Genomic DNA, 16,148 nt, shown 5'->3' with positions numbered 1-16,148 from the left:
GAACGCAGATGAAATGTCCAAACTGTCATAATAAAAATCTAGGAAAAATTGGTGTTAACCTATATTATTGTTGGGATTGTTTTATTGAACTTGCATTAATAGACGGCAGGCTTTCCCTCAGCCAAGTTGAAGAAGACGGCAGTTTAACGACTCTCGACGATTTATTTGAAGAGCATGAACTGAAAACTGAATCAGGCGGCTTTTAAAACCGGCATGTATCTTTAAGATGTGCCGGTTTTAGCTATTAAAAAATAGCAAAACAACATCGATGCGAAATATTAGAAGGATTTCTGCGCAAACTATTTGCGTGGAGGGATATCGATGTCACAATGGTCGGCTATTGATTGGCTTAAAAGGTTAACGATATTATTGCTCGTTTTTTTAAACGGTTATTTGTTTTATAAATTGCTCCCGTTTCTCAATCAAGTTTTTGATTTTATAGCAGCCGTGCTGTTTCCTTTTGTCAGTGCAGCCCTGATTGCTTATTTGCTTCACCCCCTTATTGAAAAAGCGCATAGCAAAGGGCTTCCCCGGACACTGGCTATCCTTATCGTTTACCTTGTGTTTTTTGTGTTGACAGGTTACGGATTGGTTAAGGGGATGCCGGCAATGATTGATGAATTAAAAGACTTTGGCGACCAAATACCTAAATACGTGGCCTTCTATCATGAACGGATCAATGATGTATATCATTCCACCCCTGAAGCGGTCCACGATCATTTTAACGGGGTCCTGAATTTGCTGGAAAGGCGCATGAATCGTTTAGTAAAAGGGGTTATCGGAAGCATTACGTGGGTTTTTCAATCGTTCTTTTCTTTATTAATGATTCCCCTATTAGCTTTTTATTTTTTAAAAGATTTCGAAGGCATCAAAAAAGGTCTTTGGATACTTACGCCAAGAAAATGGAGAGTGCCGGGAAGAACATTATTATTTGCGATTGATGACCAACTCGGCAAGTATATTCGCGGCCAGTTATATGTTTGTGCCATTCTGGCTGTTATCGCCTTTGTCGGATTGTCATTTTTAAAGGTCAAGTATGCCCTTCTGTTAAGCATTTTTGTCGGATTAACGGATATCATTCCTTACTTCGGTCCGATTATCGGCGCCATTCCGGCTGTATTTATGGCAACGACTGTATCTGTCAAAACAACAATCTTTGTTTTAGTGTTAATTTTGCTTTTGCAGTTTCTTGAAGGACATATTATCGGCCCTTTGATCGTCGGAAAAAGCGTGGACATTCATCCTGCTTATATTATGTTTTCGATTATTATTGGCGGCGAAATAGCGGGTGTTGCAGGGATGTTATTTGCCGTCCCGATTTTTGTAACAATTAGAGTAATAATTAGATATATTCGGAACCGCCATCAAGAAATTGACAAGGAGAGCGGTTCTCATCTATAATATCGACATACATAATGTGATATTTTAAAACCCGTTATATAGAAAAATTGTTGAAAGAGCTTGCCGTTATGGATCATTTCTAGAGAGGATTTTCCTTGGCTGAAAGAAAATCCAATGAGGAGTAACGGTTGCTACTCTGGAGAGCAGCTAATCCCTGCCGGAGAGATCCGTTAAATCTGAACAAGGTGGCAGACTATCGAGGTCTGCAACTAGGGTGGTACCGCGTGAGATCTAACTCTCGTCCCTGATTGGGATGGGAGTTTTTTATTTAAATAAAGAATTACAGGAGGTTATGAATATGAAAAAATTAACTTCTCGAGAAGTTCGGCAGATGTTTCTTGATTTTTTCAAAGAAAAAAATCATAAAGTTGAACCGAGTGCATCTCTTATTCCGCATGATGATCCTTCGTTGCTTTGGATTAACAGCGGCGTAGCCACATTAAAAAAATATTTTGATGGGCGCGTTGTTCCAGAAAATCCGCGGATTGTTAATGCTCAAAAAGCCATTAGAACAAATGATATTGAAAATGTCGGTTATACAGCCCGCCATCATACTTTCTTTGAAATGCTCGGAAACTTTTCAGTTGGCGATTATTTCAAAGAAGAAGCTATCCGTTGGGCATGGGAATTCCTAACAAGTCCGAAGTGGATAGGTTTTGATGAGGACAAATTATCAGTTACCATCCATCCGGAAGATGATGAAGCTTATAAAATTTGGCATGAGGTCATCGGTCTGCCGGAGGAACGTATTATTCGGTTAAAAGAAAATTTCTGGGATATTGGGGAAGGCCCAAGCGGTCCAAATACAGAAATTTTCTATGACCGAGGTGAGGCTTACGGAAATGATCCGAACGACCCTGAATTATATCCGGGCGGAGAAAATGAAAGGTATTTAGAAATTTGGAACCTCGTGTTTTCACAATTTAACCATAATCCTGACGGCAGCTATACTCCGCTTCCAAAGAAGAATATTGATACAGGCATGGGGCTCGAACGAATGGTTTCGGTCATACAAGATGCAAAAACGAATTTTGATACCGATTTGTTCTTGCCTATCATTCATAAAATTGAACAAATCTCCGGACAAACATACGGTGAAACAAAAGAAAAAGACACGGCATTTAAGGTTATTGCAGATCATGTCAGAGCGGTTACTTTTGCAGTTAGTGATGGAGCATTGCCTTCTAATGAAGGCCGCGGCTATGTGCTTCGCCGTCTCATCAGACGGGCTGTCCGGTTTGCGATGGATCTCGATATCAACAAACCGTTTATGTTCGAACTTGTGCCGATCGTTGTTGATATTATGAAAGACTTCTATGATAACGTCGTTGAAAAATCAGCCTTTGTTCAGAAAGTGATTCGTCACGAGGAAGAGCGTTTTCACGAAACGATTCACGAAGGCTTGGACATATTAAAAGATGTGATTGCTGAAGCAAAAGCTAACGGCGAGAAAATGATATCAGGAGCCGATGTTTTTAAACTTTATGATACTTTCGGATTTCCTTTTGAATTAACGGAAGAATACGCACAAAATGAAGGATTGTCTATAGATAAAGACGGTTTTGAAAAAGAATTAGAAGCACAAAGAGAACGGGCGCGCGCTGCTCGCCAAGATACAGATTCAATGCAAGTTCAAAGCGAAACATTGCGCAATATCAATGTCGAAAGCCGGTTTGTCGGTTATACTGAACACGAAGTCTCTTCGGAAGTCGTTGCCATTATTAAAGATAACAGCATTGCCAGCGCGGCAAAGCAAGGTGATGAGGTTCAAATTATTCTTAATGTGACTCCTTTTTATGCTGAAAGCGGCGGGCAAATAGCTGATCAGGGCTATTTGGTTAACGAGAAAACAAAGCTTATGGTTAAAGATGTGCAAAAAGCGCCAAATGGACAGCATTTGCATACAGTTATCGTCGAGGAAGGCGACCTTCAGAACGGAGATTCATTGAAGGCAGAAATTAATGAAACAAACCGCTCTGCTATCGAAAAAAACCATACAGCCACACACTTGCTTCATCAGACATTGAAAGATGTCCTTGGCAAACATGTCAATCAAGCAGGGTCGCTTGTTGCACCTGAACGGTTAAGGTTTGACTTTTCGCATTTTGGCCAAGTGACAGAAGAAGAGCTTAAGAAAATTGAACAAATCGTAAACGAAAAGATTTGGGAAAATATTTCTGTTGAAACAGCGGAAATGCCGATTAACGAAGCTAAAGCCATGGGGGCTATGGCATTATTTGGAGAAAAGTACGGCGATGTTGTTAGAGTTGTTAAAGTCGGCGATTACAGCTTGGAGTTGTGCGGCGGTTGCCATGTCAATAATACAGCGGAAATCGGCTTATTTAAGATTATCGCTGAAACTGGCATAGGTGCCGGCACAAGAAGAATTGAAGCAGTGACAGGCCGGTATGCTTATGAACGGATGAACCATTTTGTTCAAGAGCTGCAAGAAGCTGCTCATTTGCTGAAAACGAATGTTGAACTTGTACCTGATCGTATTAAAAGTCTTCAAAAACAAATCAAAGACTTGGAAAAGGAAAATGAATCGCTGACATCGAAGTTAGGTAATGCTGAGGCTAATGATTTGCTTCAATCTGTTCAAAAAGCTGATGGAATCCCTTATATTTCTAAAAAAGTGAATGTATCAGACATGAACAGTTTACGCTCGATGGTTGACCACCTTAAAAACCAACTGGAGACAGGTATTATTGTTCTGGCAGCAGTCAATGATGGAAAGGTAAACATTGCCAGTGGTGTGACAAAAGATCTGGTTTCAAAAGGATACCATGCCGGGAAACTTATAAAGGAAGTTGCATCAAGATGCGGCGGCGGAGGAGGAGGCCGTCCGGATATGGCTCAAGCCGGCGGGAAAAATCCTGCTCAAGTGGAAGATGCTCTGTCTTGTGTAGCCGATTGGATTAAAAGCTTTTCATAGATACTTCATAGATGTTCAAAAAGCCGGCTAACAGTTTTTTTGTCCTGTAGGCCGCTTTTTGGACACATATCATTTTCAGATGAGGGGGAAGGATACATTTGGACAAAACAATGAAGTTTAGCATTAATGAAGAGCCGGATAATCGTGATGCGAGAGATACCCTGCTTAAGGTATACAATGCTTTAAAAGATAAAGGGTACAATCCGATCAATCAAATCGTCGGTTATTTATTGTCAGGAGATCCCGCTTATATTCCCCGCCATCGAGATGCCAGAAATATTATTCGTCGAATTGAACGCGATGAATTAATTGAGGAATTGGTCACCACTTATCTTAAGCAGCACCGTGATGGCCGGCTATGAGAATCATGGGATTAGATTACGGCAGCAAAACTGTCGGCGTTGCAATAAGTGATTTGCTTGGTTTTACCGCCCAAGGTATAGAAACCATCCATTATACAGAGAATAAAAGACATCTCATTTATGACCGTATCAAAGAATTAATTGAGGCATACGGTGTCGAGAAAATAGTTGTCGGACTTCCGAAAAACATGAATGGAACAATTGGTGAATCGGGGGAAGCTTGCCAAGCCTTTGCAAAAAGTTTAAAGAAAAAATTTCAATTGCCTGTAGAGATGTGGGATGAACGGCTAACAACGATGGCAGCGGAACGAATGTTAATTACGGCTGATGTCAGCCGGAAAAAGCGAAAGAAAGTCATTGATAAGATGGCTGCGGTGATGATTCTTCAAAGCTATCTAGATCACAATGGAAATGGAGTGTAGAAAATGAACGAAGAACAAGATCGTATCATTATCCCTGATGAGAATGGTGAAGAGCATCTGTTTGATGTGATTTTTACATTTGATGTTGATGAGACACAAAAATCTTACATGGTTGTTAAACCCGTAGAATCAAGCGATGATGAAGAAGAGATGCAGGAAGTGTATGGTTTCCGCTATGAAGATAAGGACGGAGAATTTAATCTCTATCCGATAGAAACCGATAAAGAATGGGATATGGTCGAAGAAATGTTTAATACATTTCTAGCGGAATCTGATCTCTAATGAAAGGTCTCAGCCTCCTTTTTTAAATAAGGAGGCTTTGCTCTATACAATTTGAAATGTGGTTTCGACAATTTTTAAAACAAATGATGACATTTTTTTATCATAGTGTATAATGGACTAGGTACCTTGAAAGGGGAGTCCTTTTGTGTCGAAATCTGATGACCAAATTAAATTTTTAAATGGCAAAAGAAAAAGCAATCGTCTGCGCCGTTTTGGGATCATCGCTGTTATTGTTTTAGCTGTACTGGCTATCATCGCCGGCGGCGGTATTTTTTATGTAAAAAAAGCGTTAGCGCCAGTCGATAAGACAAGTGCAAAACAGGTAACCATTAATATTCCAAACGGTACATCAAGCGCTGAAATTAGCCAAATGCTTGAAGATAAAGGCGTTATTAACAATGCATCAGTCTTCAGATACTATGCAAAATATAAAAATGAAAGCAACTTTAAAGCGGGTACGTACCTTTTTTCACCATCTATGTCAACTGAAGAAATTATTCAATCCCTCAACACTGGGAAAAACCAATCAGCCGCTTTTCAGATAACGGTACCGGAAGGCTGGTGGGTTAAAGATATTGCTCACCGGATTGCTGAGAATACGAACCTTAATGAAAAAGACATTCTAAGTAAAATGCAGGACCGGAATTATATCAAGAAACACTATATGAAAGATTATCCGTTTCTGACCGATGATATATTAAATAAAAAAATAAAATATCCGCTTGAAGGCTACTTATATCCTGCGACTTATCGTTTTCAAGAGAAAGACCCTTCGTTGGATGCGATTGTTAAAGCTATGTTAAATAAAACGCAGGAAGTTTTAAATAAATATCAAAAGCAAATAAATAACAATCAGCTTGGGTCTGTTCATAAGATTTTAACTATGGCATCCTTATTAGAAGGAGAAGCCCAAAATATAAACGATCTTAAGAAAATTTCCGGCGTCTTCTATAATCGGTTAGATAAAGGAATGCCTTTGCAAACAGATCCAACGATCGCTTATGCTAAACAAAAGCATTTGTATCGTACAACATATAAAGATTTAGATATTAAATCACCGTATAATACTTATAAAAATAAGGGAATGCCGGTTGGCCCTATTAATAATCCGGGCGAAGAGGCCATTAAAGCCGTTTTATGGCCGATTAAGAGCGATGATCTTTATTTCTTTGCAAGACCTAACGGCGAAGTCATTTTTACAAAAACATTAAAAGAGCATGACGCAGTCGTGAAGAAATATGGACATGAATGGGATAAGGTAAAAAGTTAAGAGGGGTATGACACTCCTCTTATTCTGTATGTTTGATAGAGGTGTACTGGATGGAGGATCAAAGCTTATCACGATATACCGCAGCGCTTGCGCCAAAAAATATACCTATGCTTGATAAACTTGAAAAAGATGCAAGAGACAGGAAAATTCCAATTATGCAGCCGGACGGGATGGCACTCGTCCAGCACTATATTAAGCTGATCAAGCCTAAGCGGATCTTAGAAATTGGAACGGCTATAGGGTATTCGGCAATTAAAATGGCGTTAGCTTCTGAGTCTGCACAGATATTTACAATAGAACGTCAAGAAGAGATGTATAAGGAAGCATTAAAAAACATTCAATCATTTGGTTTGGATAGACGGATTCAAGTCATCAAAGGGGATGCAGCAGAAACAGCTGAAGAAATCAGGCAATATGCGCCGTTTGATTTTATCTTTATAGATGCTGCCAAAGGGCAATACCGGTTGTTTTTCGAATTGTATTCGCCGCTTTTATCCCAGAACGGATTAATCATTACAGATAATGTTTTGTTTCGAGGCCTGGCTGCTCATCCGGAACGTGCGGAGAGCAAACGCCTTAGGAAACTAGCGGAAAAAATTAATCGTTATAATGAATGGCTCTCATCCCACCCCGATTTTGATAGTGTGTTTTTAACTGTCGGTGACGGGATAGCAGTGTCAGCAAAAAAATGAGCTCTGCATGATTGAGTGCTGCACGAAAAAAATATCTTTATTGCTTTTTAAATGCCTTTTATAGGGTAAACATCATTCATTTTGGCTAAGATAGAAGGAAAGGACAAGTATTATCATGAACAGAAAACCAATCATTATAGGTGTTGCCGGAGGAACGGGTTCAGGCAAGACAACGGTAGCAAAGGAAATTTACCGGAATTTTCCTGATCAATCGATTGCAATTATTGAACAAGATGCATATTATAAGGCGCAGGGTCATAAAACAATGGAAGAACGGTTATTAACCAATTATGATCATCCTCTGGCTTTTGATCATGATCTTCTTATCGAACATTTAAATCAACTTCTCCAATTTAAACCTATTGAAAAACCAGTATACGACTATACAGCACATACAAGATCTGATAAAATAATTCCTGTCGAGCCAAAAGATGTTATCATCTTAGAAGGCATTCTCATACTAGAAGACGAAAGACTTCGCAACTTAATGGATATAAAGGTTTTTGTCGATACTGATTCTGATCTTCGAATTATCAGAAGGCTCTTAAGAGATACGCAAGAAAGGGGCCGCTCTGTTGAATCAGTGATTAATCAGTATATTACTGTTGTCAGGCCAATGCATCTGCAATTTATTGAGCCTACAAAGCGATATGCTGATATCATTATTCCTGAAGGCGGGCAAAATGCTGTTGCCATTGATTTAATGGTTACTAAAATCCATTCTATTTTAGAAAAGAATAACTCATTAGCTTAGTTATTGTGTTCAAAAAAAGGACAAACAACGAAAAATTTTTTGAACATCCTTTAAAAGCTTGGCATCAGCCAAGTTTTCTTATGATAAAAAAAGGGAGTGGACCGAATGGCTGAAGAGAAAAAGCATTATATGACAGCTGAGGGTAAAAAGAAGCTTGAGGAAGAACTTGAATATTTAAAAACTGAAAAGAGAAAAGAAGTTGTTGAGAGAATTAAAATTGCCCGCAGTTTTGGCGATCTCTCCGAAAACTCTGAATATGATGCTGCAAAGGATGAGCAAGCTTTTGTTGAATCGCGGATTCAACAACTGGAGCAAATGATCCGCAATGCCGTTATCATTGAAGATGATGGGGCAAATACAGACACTGTTAACATTGGTAAATCAGTGACTTTTAAAGAACTTCCTGACGGTGAAGAGGAAACATATACAATTGTCGGCAGCGCAGAATCAGATCCTTTTGAAGGAAAGATTTCTAATGATTCGCCGATGGCCAAAAGCCTTATCGGACGTTCTGTAGGCGAGGAAGTAACAGTTCCGACGCCAGGCGGAGATTTACTCGTTAAAATTTTAGAAGTTAAATAATAGAACCCGCCGTCAGACGGGTTCAATTTAACAAAAAAGCGCGAACTAATTGGTATAAGTTCGGGCTTTTTTGTCATCTTTAAATTTGTCGTCGATAACGTTTTCATAATAGGCTTCTTTATTTTCTGATAAGAGAAAGCGGAAGACGGTCTGTTCAGATACATGGAAGTAAGTTTTTTTGGACCCGTCAAAAAATATAATTTGTAAGGTTTCTGTCTGACGATCGTAGCCAATCGTATCAAAACTCTCAAGGCGGGAGAAATCTTTATTAAACGTTGTAAAATTCACTTTGACAACCTCCTTACTCCATATCTATTTGCGTTTTATAAAAAATATTCCTTCCTTTTGTCAAAACTAGTGGTAATCTGACAATGTTTCCCTCTTTAATAAAGGAGAAACTGTTATTATGATAGAAATGATCTTTTCTTTCTAACTTTTATATGACGGTTAATATAATTTAATACCCAACGAAACTTATAAAGATGTTACAATGTAATTATATCTATAAAAGGAGGAACATGAGAATGAGACAGGACAATAACTCTCCTTCACGTTCTTCAAGAAAACGAAAGAAGGCTGACCGTATATTAAACTGGGCGATCGGAATAGTCGCTGCACTTATATTAGTTATTGGGGGAGTCATATTAGTGTCTCTCTTCCATTCGCCTGAGCAGAAGTCAGCTGATACAGGAGCGCCTACTTATAAAAAGAATAGCGAAAAAACGAGTGCTCAAGAAGACAACAATAGCGGCGATATGCAAAAGAATGATGACAAACATCAATCTTCAGCGCATAAAGATGACACTAAGTCTGAAAAGGACAAGCAAAAAGAGGATAAGTCCAATCATAAGTCCGACAAAAATCAGAATGATAAAGAAAAGAAAAAAGAAGACAGCAATAAAAAAGATGATAAAAATCATCAGCTAAACAATCAAGCGGCTGCAACGGCAAATGAAGAAAATCATACAGCTTCTTATGATAAAGGCTCAAAAGACTGGGATGCCCAAATAGCAGCTGTATCGTTAGCAACTGGTATACCACAAGATCAAATAGTCGTCTATTGGCTTGGTAACGGAGGCGATTCAAACAGTTCATTGGCTCGCGTTGCCCCAAAAGGCAGTGCTGATCAAAAATACGTTGTTCATCTTACATGGAAACAAGGTGAAGGATGGAAAGCGGACAGCGTAAAAAAACCATAACTTAAGGAGACCTCTACTTGGTCTCCTTATTTCTTTAACACTATTGGCAAGAGACGCTATTTTAAACGATACAAGGAGGATAAACATGGAAAAACGTATTCAACTAAGGGGCAAAACGTTAGGAGATCCAGCCCAACCGCTTATATGTACACCAATTATCGGGCGCACTCAAAAAGAAATTTTACAAGAATTAACTCATGTGACAGCTAAAAAGCCGGATTTAATTGAATGGCGCGCTGATTTTTTTGATAAAATTGAAAATACTGATGAAGTCATTGCACTAGCGAAGAGAATACGTGAAAATGCAGGAGATATTCCGGTTATTTTTACTAACCGTTCCCAAAGAGAAGGGGGACAGCCGATACCATTATCAGAAAAAGAAATTCTTGAAATGTATATAGAAATTTGTAAAAACACCGCGGCGGATATCATAGATTTTGAATTAAGCAACCGTTTGGAACATCTGCGTTATTTGCGAAAAGTCTCTCATGACGCAGGTTTAAAAATGATCATGTCTTATCATCATTTTGAATCTACGCCATCCCAAGACGTTTTAATGAAGAAATTATTGGAGGCTGAAGCCTGCGGCGCTGATATTGCCAAAGCTGCTGTTATGCCCAAAACACTGAAAGATGTCTTAACTCTATTAAATGTAACATATGAAGGAAACAAAAAGTTGAACATACCGTTAATCACAATATCAATGGGCGGTTATGGAACCTTAACGCGCATGTTCGGGGGTGTTTTTGGTTCTTGTGTAACCTTTGCGGTCGGTGAAAATAGTTCAGCACCCGGACAAATCCCTATTGAAGATTTGAAAACGGTTCTCAATATTGTTCAAAAGTCAATGATTGATTGAAGGGTAAAGTAAAAAACATAAGACCTCCTCTGTCCAAAGAAATGAAAAAGATCCATGATATTGTAATGATCATCCTAATGACCGTGCGTGTAAACAATCAAGCGGTTGAAATGGATTTCTCTTGAAGTTTCGGCAAGATGAGAATAAAAGTAAGAATTTGTTTTTAAACGTCATCCCGATATGTAGAAACAGAGGCAGAACGATGTTAAAATAATCTTACTAACACATTTAGAAGGAGAAGTTCCATGAAAATAGGTTTAATTGGTGCAATGGACGAAGAAGTTGAATTACTAAAAGGACATATTCAAAACCTTGCAGAAAAGGAAGTTGCAGGGTGCCGCTTTTACAGCGGGAAGCTGGGGCCGTTCGATGTTGTGCTGCTGCAATCGGGTATTGGAAAAGTAAATGCTGCTTTGGGAACGTCAATTTTAATCCATGATTATAAACCTGACTATGTAATTAATACAGGATCTGCCGGCGGGTTTGATCAAGATCTTCAAGTGGGGGATGTAGTAATTTCCACTGAAGTCCGTCATCATGATGTCGATGCAACTGTATTTGATTATGAATACGGTCAAGTGCCGGGAATGCCTGCTTTCTATCAACCAGATGCATTTTTGGTAGAGGTTGCAGAAAGGGCAGCCGAAGAGACGGCCGATATCAAAGCCGTAAAAGGCTTGATTGCCACAGGCGATTCCTTTATGTCTGACGCGGAAAGAGTGGCATCGGTCAAAGAGAAGTTTCCCAATCTAAAAGCAGGGGAGATGGAAGCGGCAGCGATTGCTCAAGTGTGTTATCAATTCAAGACACCGTTTGTTATCATCCGTTCCCTTTCGGATATTGCCGGCAAGGAAGCGGGTATTTCATTCGAACAGTTTTTAGAAGTTGCTGCTAAAAACTCTGCTAACCTGATTTTAAATATGTTAAAGGGGTTGGAAAAACGTGGTTAAAAAAATGAATGTTGAAAGTTTTAATCTTGACCATACGAAGGTTAAGGCGCCCTATGTGAGATTAGTCGGTGTTACTGAAGGAATGCACGGTGATAAAGTTTATAAGTATGATATCCGTTTTTGTCAGCCAAATAAAGAACACATGGATATGCCAGGGCTTCACTCGTTAGAGCATCTTATGGCAGAAAATATTCGCAACCATATGGATAATGTTCTGGACATTGGTCCAATGGGCTGCCAAACAGGCTTCTATCTTTCTATCATGAACAATGACAGCTATGACAGTGTCCTTCAAGCACTTGAGGAAACATTGAATGATGTCTTAAAAGCGACGGAAGTTCCCGCTTGCAATGAAGTTCAATGCGGATGGGCAGCGAGCCACAGTCTTGAAGGCGCTAAGAAGATTGCCGCAAAAATGCTTGAAGGCAAGGATGGATGGACGGAAGTCTTTGCATAACCGGGTAAGAGACGGTAAGAAACTAAGCGTTATTTCTCCAATCTTACTCAAAAAGTTTCAAACGCTTATTCCCTCTTTTTACAGGCATGCATGTCAGATTTTACTTATCCATGTTAAAAGTAAATTTAGGGAGGCGTGATGTATGAGTGAACGAGAGTTGAAGGATCTTAAACTCAAAGTCATTGATTATCGGCGTTTCAGTTTTATATTTATGATTTTGAGTATGTTTTTATATATAGGTACATTAATTCCTTTTCAGGGAAAGACGGTTGAAAAAACTGAGATTCTCACTTGCAGCTGTTTAGGAGTCATGATCATCGCCTTGCTCTTTTTCTGGAGAATGCAAGTAGCAAAGAAAAAATTAGAAAAGCATTAACCATAGACCAATGTTTATTGGACTATGGTTTTTTTTGATTGGTATGTCTTTTTTATAAGTTCAATGCTGTGTTGTTTGGGCGGACGTACTCGGTTAAAGGATATGATAACATAAGCATCGAAATATAAAAGGGTTAAAATGCCATCGTACAGGAGGTAAGGGTCATGGATCTAGAATTAAAAGGGAAAAATGCGCTCGTTATGGCTTCAAGTCAAGGATTAGGCAGAGCGATTGCTGAACAGCTTGTTCGGGAAGGCGTGAATGTCATGATCGCGAGCCGTGATGAAGAAAAGCTGAAAAAGGTTTCTAGGGAGCTATCAGCGATTGGGGCAGGAGAAGCCGCTTACATAAAAGCTGATGTCACTAGGACGGAAGATATAAATTCAGCGGTTCAAAAAGCAGTTGATCAATTTGGCGGTTTTGATATTCTTGTCAATAATGCCGGCGGTCCGCCAAGCGGCAGTTTTCTTGACACGAGTGATGAAGATTGGCACCATGCTTTTACACTTAATCTTTTAAGCTATGTTCGCTTAATACGTCAAGCCATCCCTGTCATGGAAAAAAGAGGAGGCGGACGTATCATTAATATCGCTTCCTCATCCATTAAGCAGCCGATACCTAACCTTGTTTTGTCTAATACCTTTCGGCTCGGGATCGTCGGATTGACGAAAACATTAGCAGAAGAGCTTGCGCCTAAAAACATTTTAATCCATACAGTTGCGCCGGGGAGGATTGACACTGACCGCGTTGAATACCTCGATAGGGCGCGGGCTGAACAAACTGGGCAATCATTTGAAGAAGTAAGACAACAAGCGGAAGCCAGCATACCTTTAGGCCGATATGGTCAACCTGATGAATTAGCAAAAGTGGTTGCATTTCTCGTTTCTGGTGCATGCACCTATATGACAGGCAGTTCAATTTTGGTTGACGGCGGTTCGATTACAAGCATTTAAAGGTGAAGATGGAAAAAAGATTTTTTATTTACAATTCTAAAGAATCCGTATATAATGACATTATCAATAAAAAAGGAGGTTGAGCATAATGTTAATGATGAGACAATATGAATTAACGGTAACTGAATATAAATATGTATGCTCGGCCTTAAGCTTAAGACGGACTTTTCGATAATCGCATCCTATTTCTTTAGGAGATAACCGTGCCGCGGGTCGAGCTGCCTGCGGTCTTTTTATGCCTTTTTCCTTTTGATTAAAAAAGGACGAATCGTTTGTTAGTAAAAAAGGAGTTGAAGAATTATGCCTGCATTTTTACTAAATATGACGGCTTGGTTTGAGGAGAATACGGGATTTTTATGAAACCTTATTTTTAGAAGAGGGGAGGGAAGCTTATGCTAAAGATCAACCTCTTTACTATTACGCTTACTATGAGCATCAAAAGAAAAAGAATGACTGATCAGGAATATGAAGATCAAAAAAGAATTAAAAAAATTAATGAAGAACTTTTAAATAAAAGGCTGGAATATATCCGCTATATATAAATAATGGCATCATAAACCCTCTTGGCAATTAAACCAAGAGGGTTAATCATTAATTACAGTGCATCATGATCGACATAACGTTCACCTTTAAGGTCGCTTAATAAGTTAACAGCAACTTTCGCGCCGTCCCCGCTTGTAATAATGGTATGGACACTGACTCCGGCAGCTGTACCGGCTGCCCAAATGCCTTCAATATTGGTACGGCCGGCGGCATCAACATCAACAACATGTTTAACGTAAGGCTCGCTGCTCGGTTTAGTATTTAAACCGATTGTTTCAGCAAGTTTTGAATTGGCGCCGGTTGCTAAAATAATTTGCTTACCTTCATAGGTATCCCCTTCTTCAGTTTCAATGGTAAAACCTTCGTCTTTTTTTATAACGTTCGTAACATTCGCTTTATTAAATTCAGTTCCAAATTTCTCTGCCTGCTTGCGTCCAACCGCAACAAGTTCACCGCCGGGGACATCATCGGCGCCATAATGATTCCGGATTAAAGCTCGTTGGGTTAATCCCTTCTCATTATCCAATAGCAATGTCTTTAATTGGCCTTTGCTTGTGAATAACGCTGCGCTTTGACCTGCAGGGCCTCCACCAATGATAACCACATCATACATAGCCTATCTCTCCTTTTTTTAATATGTAGTTTTTTATTAATAAAAAATATTCAATATAATCATATCATAGCTGGAATGTATAATGGCAATTCTTCAACTTTGTAAGCATTATTTTCCCTCTTTAATTTTTTCTGAAGATCCGAGGACATCTGCCGCTTTCAAATTCATTTGCTTTACTTAATACCCAATATCACAAAAGTCCAAACTTAAAAGTTGCCAAGGAAACCCCAGGCAACTTTTTTCGATAATAATTATACTGTTATAGCTTGCTCTTCAAGCAGTTCATCTTGAGGGCCGAAAAATTCATAATGGATGTCCGTATCATTAATTTCCCATTGCTTTAAGATTTTATAAATGGCTGCCATGAATGGTTTAGGCCCGCAGAAATAATATGAAGCATGTCTATATTCAATGATTTCCGACAGCCATTGTTCATCAATGTAACCAACTTTTTTAATATCTTTCTTTTCTAAGTCATCGCTTGAAGGGTCATTATAACAAATAAATGTTTTAAGATTTTTATGTTTTTTTGCCGCTTTTTTAACCTCTTCTTTGAACGCATGGCAGTTGCCGTTTTTTGCGGCGTGTATCCATGTGATAGGGCGTTCAGGCTGTTTTTCAATAACAGTTTTCAACATGCTCATTAATGGTGTTTGACCGACGCCGCCGCTTATGAACACTAAAGGTTGATAAGATGACATATCGAGGGTGAAATCTCCGGCCGGCGCACTGACAAACATTCGGTCGCCTTCTTTCATTGATTCATGCAAATAATGGCTGACGACGCCTTCAGGGTACATGGCCTTTTCATCCTCACGTTTAACACTAATTCGGAAATAGTTTTTTCCAGGTGCATCAGATAAGCTGTACTGGCGGATATGTGTGTATGCCTCACCAGGAATATTGAGCTTGAGACTGATGTACTGGCCTGGAAGATATTCAGGAAGCGCCTGGCCGTTAGCTGGTTTTAAATAAAAGGATGTAATCACATCGCTTTCTTTAACCTTTTTGTCAATGATAAACGGCATATAATCATTCCAGCCGTTGTTTTCTTTAACGTCTTCGCGCAATTCATTTTCTAACTGTATAAAGGCGTCGGCGATGACTCCGTAAGCCGTTTCCCATGCTTTCATAATCTCGTCTGTGGCTTGATCGCCAAGTACATGTTTGATGGCCCAAAGCAAATGTTCGCCGACGATAGGATATTGCTCGGGTTTGATGCCAATACTGCGGTGTTTATGGGCAACCACTTTAACAGCCGGCAACAGTTCTTCTAACCGATCAATGTGAGCCGCTGCTTGATAAACCAGTTTCGCCAATGCTCTTGGCTGTTTTCCTTCTTTTTGATGGGTTTGATTAAATACATGATTAAGTTCAGGATGTTCGCTAAACAGATGTTTATAAAAAGCTTTTGTTATTTCATTTCCTTTTTCTTCTAAAACGGGTACGGTTGCTTTGATGATATCAATGGTTTTTTGATCCATTTTATATTCCCCCT

20 protein-coding genes are annotated in these 16,148 nt (G+C 39.2%); 17 read left to right on the top strand and 3 right to left on the bottom strand.

What is annotated here, in order from left to right; all coding sequences use genetic code 11:
- The first annotated feature begins 8 nt into the window (after positions 1 to 8).
- The 10 genes from JOD45_RS10140 to greA all read left to right on the top strand — a co-directional run bounded on the left by JOD45_RS10140 (position 9) and on the right by greA (position 8,700).
- Positions 9 to 206, top strand: coding sequence for a hypothetical protein (locus JOD45_RS10140; RefSeq protein ID WP_205003771.1), 198 nt, complete (start codon positions 9 to 11; stop codon positions 204 to 206).
- Positions 207 to 321: 115 nt separating this feature from the next.
- Entirely contained in the window at positions 322 to 1,401 is a 1,080-nt protein-coding gene (locus tag JOD45_RS10135; protein WP_205003770.1) for an AI-2E family transporter, read from the top strand.
- 298 nt (positions 1,402 to 1,699) lie between these two features.
- A complete protein-coding gene (alaS, locus tag JOD45_RS10130) occupies positions 1,700 to 4,336 on the top strand; it encodes an alanine--tRNA ligase (protein ID WP_205003769.1) in 2,637 nt (878 codons plus the stop codon).
- Positions 4,337 to 4,446: 110 nt separating this feature from the next.
- Positions 4,447 to 4,698, top strand: a complete 252-nt coding sequence (locus JOD45_RS10125) for an IreB family regulatory phosphoprotein (RefSeq protein WP_205003787.1) — start codon at positions 4,447 to 4,449, stop codon at positions 4,696 to 4,698.
- A complete protein-coding gene (ruvX, locus tag JOD45_RS10120; protein ID WP_205003768.1) occupies positions 4,695 to 5,120 on the top strand; it encodes a Holliday junction resolvase RuvX in 426 nt (141 codons plus the stop codon). Before JOD45_RS10125 ends, ruvX begins: the two co-directional genes overlap by 4 nt.
- A 3-nt stretch (positions 5,121 to 5,123) precedes the next feature.
- The gene (locus JOD45_RS10115) at positions 5,124 to 5,402 is read left to right on the top strand and encodes a DUF1292 domain-containing protein (RefSeq protein WP_205003767.1); all 279 of its coding nucleotides are present in this window, start codon (positions 5,124 to 5,126) and stop codon (positions 5,400 to 5,402) included.
- Between the two features lie 145 nt (positions 5,403 to 5,547).
- Complete coding sequence (gene mltG, locus JOD45_RS10110) at positions 5,548 to 6,672, top strand: endolytic transglycosylase MltG (protein ID WP_205003766.1); 1,125 nt, start codon at positions 5,548 to 5,550, stop codon at positions 6,670 to 6,672.
- Positions 6,673 to 6,722: 50 nt separating this feature from the next.
- Positions 6,723 to 7,364: an O-methyltransferase gene (locus tag JOD45_RS10105; protein WP_205003765.1), complete on the top strand. Its 642-nt coding sequence runs from the start codon at positions 6,723 to 6,725 to the stop codon at positions 7,362 to 7,364.
- A gap of 115 nt (positions 7,365 to 7,479) precedes the next feature.
- Positions 7,480 to 8,118 (top strand): uridine kinase, encoded by a 639-nt coding sequence (gene udk / locus JOD45_RS10100; RefSeq protein WP_205003764.1) that lies wholly within the window; start codon positions 7,480 to 7,482, stop codon positions 8,116 to 8,118.
- A gap of 105 nt (positions 8,119 to 8,223) precedes the next feature.
- A complete protein-coding gene (greA, locus tag JOD45_RS10095; protein ID WP_205003763.1) occupies positions 8,224 to 8,700 on the top strand; it encodes a transcription elongation factor GreA in 477 nt (158 codons plus the stop codon).
- Between the two features lie 45 nt (positions 8,701 to 8,745).
- Here the strand turns inward: greA and JOD45_RS16575 are convergent, their stop codons facing one another.
- Positions 8,746 to 8,988: a KTSC domain-containing protein gene (locus tag JOD45_RS16575; protein WP_205003762.1), complete on the bottom strand. Its 243-nt coding sequence runs from the start codon at positions 8,986 to 8,988 to the stop codon at positions 8,746 to 8,748.
- A gap of 236 nt (positions 8,989 to 9,224) precedes the next feature.
- Between JOD45_RS16575 and JOD45_RS10085 the strand changes: the two genes are divergently transcribed.
- The 7 genes from JOD45_RS10085 to JOD45_RS10055 all read left to right on the top strand — a co-directional run bounded on the left by JOD45_RS10085 (position 9,225) and on the right by JOD45_RS10055 (position 14,036).
- On the top strand, positions 9,225 to 9,899 hold the full coding sequence (locus tag JOD45_RS10085) for a YrrS family protein (protein WP_205003761.1): 675 nt from the start codon (positions 9,225 to 9,227) through the stop codon (positions 9,897 to 9,899).
- An 85-nt stretch (positions 9,900 to 9,984) separates the two neighbouring features.
- A complete protein-coding gene (aroD, locus tag JOD45_RS10080; RefSeq protein ID WP_205003760.1) occupies positions 9,985 to 10,758 on the top strand; it encodes a type I 3-dehydroquinate dehydratase in 774 nt (257 codons plus the stop codon).
- 245 nt (positions 10,759 to 11,003) lie between these two features.
- Positions 11,004 to 11,708, top strand: a complete 705-nt coding sequence (gene mtnN, locus JOD45_RS10075; protein WP_205003759.1) for a 5'-methylthioadenosine/S-adenosylhomocysteine nucleosidase — start codon at positions 11,004 to 11,006, stop codon at positions 11,706 to 11,708.
- A complete protein-coding gene (locus JOD45_RS10070) occupies positions 11,701 to 12,165 on the top strand; it encodes an S-ribosylhomocysteine lyase (protein WP_338056074.1) in 465 nt (154 codons plus the stop codon). Before mtnN ends, JOD45_RS10070 begins: the two co-directional genes overlap by 8 nt.
- A 142-nt stretch (positions 12,166 to 12,307) precedes the next feature.
- Complete coding sequence (locus JOD45_RS10065) at positions 12,308 to 12,541, top strand: YrhC family protein (RefSeq protein ID WP_205003758.1); 234 nt, start codon at positions 12,308 to 12,310, stop codon at positions 12,539 to 12,541.
- A 164-nt stretch (positions 12,542 to 12,705) separates the two neighbouring features.
- On the top strand, positions 12,706 to 13,494 hold the full coding sequence (locus JOD45_RS10060) for an SDR family oxidoreductase (RefSeq protein WP_205003757.1): 789 nt from the start codon (positions 12,706 to 12,708) through the stop codon (positions 13,492 to 13,494).
- A gap of 392 nt (positions 13,495 to 13,886) precedes the next feature.
- Positions 13,887 to 14,036 carry a YrzI family small protein gene (locus JOD45_RS10055; RefSeq protein ID WP_205003756.1) on the top strand — a complete coding sequence of 50 codons (150 nt, stop codon included), beginning with the start codon at positions 13,887 to 13,889 and terminating at the stop codon, positions 14,034 to 14,036.
- Positions 14,037 to 14,089: 53 nt separating this feature from the next.
- Here JOD45_RS10055 and JOD45_RS10050 read toward each other — a convergent pair whose 3' ends face one another.
- Together JOD45_RS10050 and hmpA are read right to left on the bottom strand one after the other, a co-directional pair.
- Positions 14,090 to 14,650 carry an NAD(P)/FAD-dependent oxidoreductase gene (locus JOD45_RS10050; RefSeq protein WP_205003755.1) on the bottom strand — a complete coding sequence of 187 codons (561 nt, stop codon included), beginning with the start codon at positions 14,648 to 14,650 and terminating at the stop codon, positions 14,090 to 14,092.
- A 251-nt stretch (positions 14,651 to 14,901) separates the two neighbouring features.
- Positions 14,902 to 16,134: an NO-inducible flavohemoprotein gene (hmpA, locus tag JOD45_RS10045; RefSeq protein WP_205003754.1), complete on the bottom strand. Its 1,233-nt coding sequence runs from the start codon at positions 16,132 to 16,134 to the stop codon at positions 14,902 to 14,904.
- Positions 16,135 to 16,148 lie beyond the last annotated feature (14 nt).

Source organism: Scopulibacillus daqui (genome assembly GCF_016908855.1).
GTDB lineage: Bacteria > Bacillota > Bacilli > Bacillales > Sporolactobacillaceae > Scopulibacillus_A > Scopulibacillus_A daqui.
The sequence above is the reverse complement of the archived record's forward strand: the minus strand, read 5'-3'. Positions and strand labels throughout refer to the sequence as shown.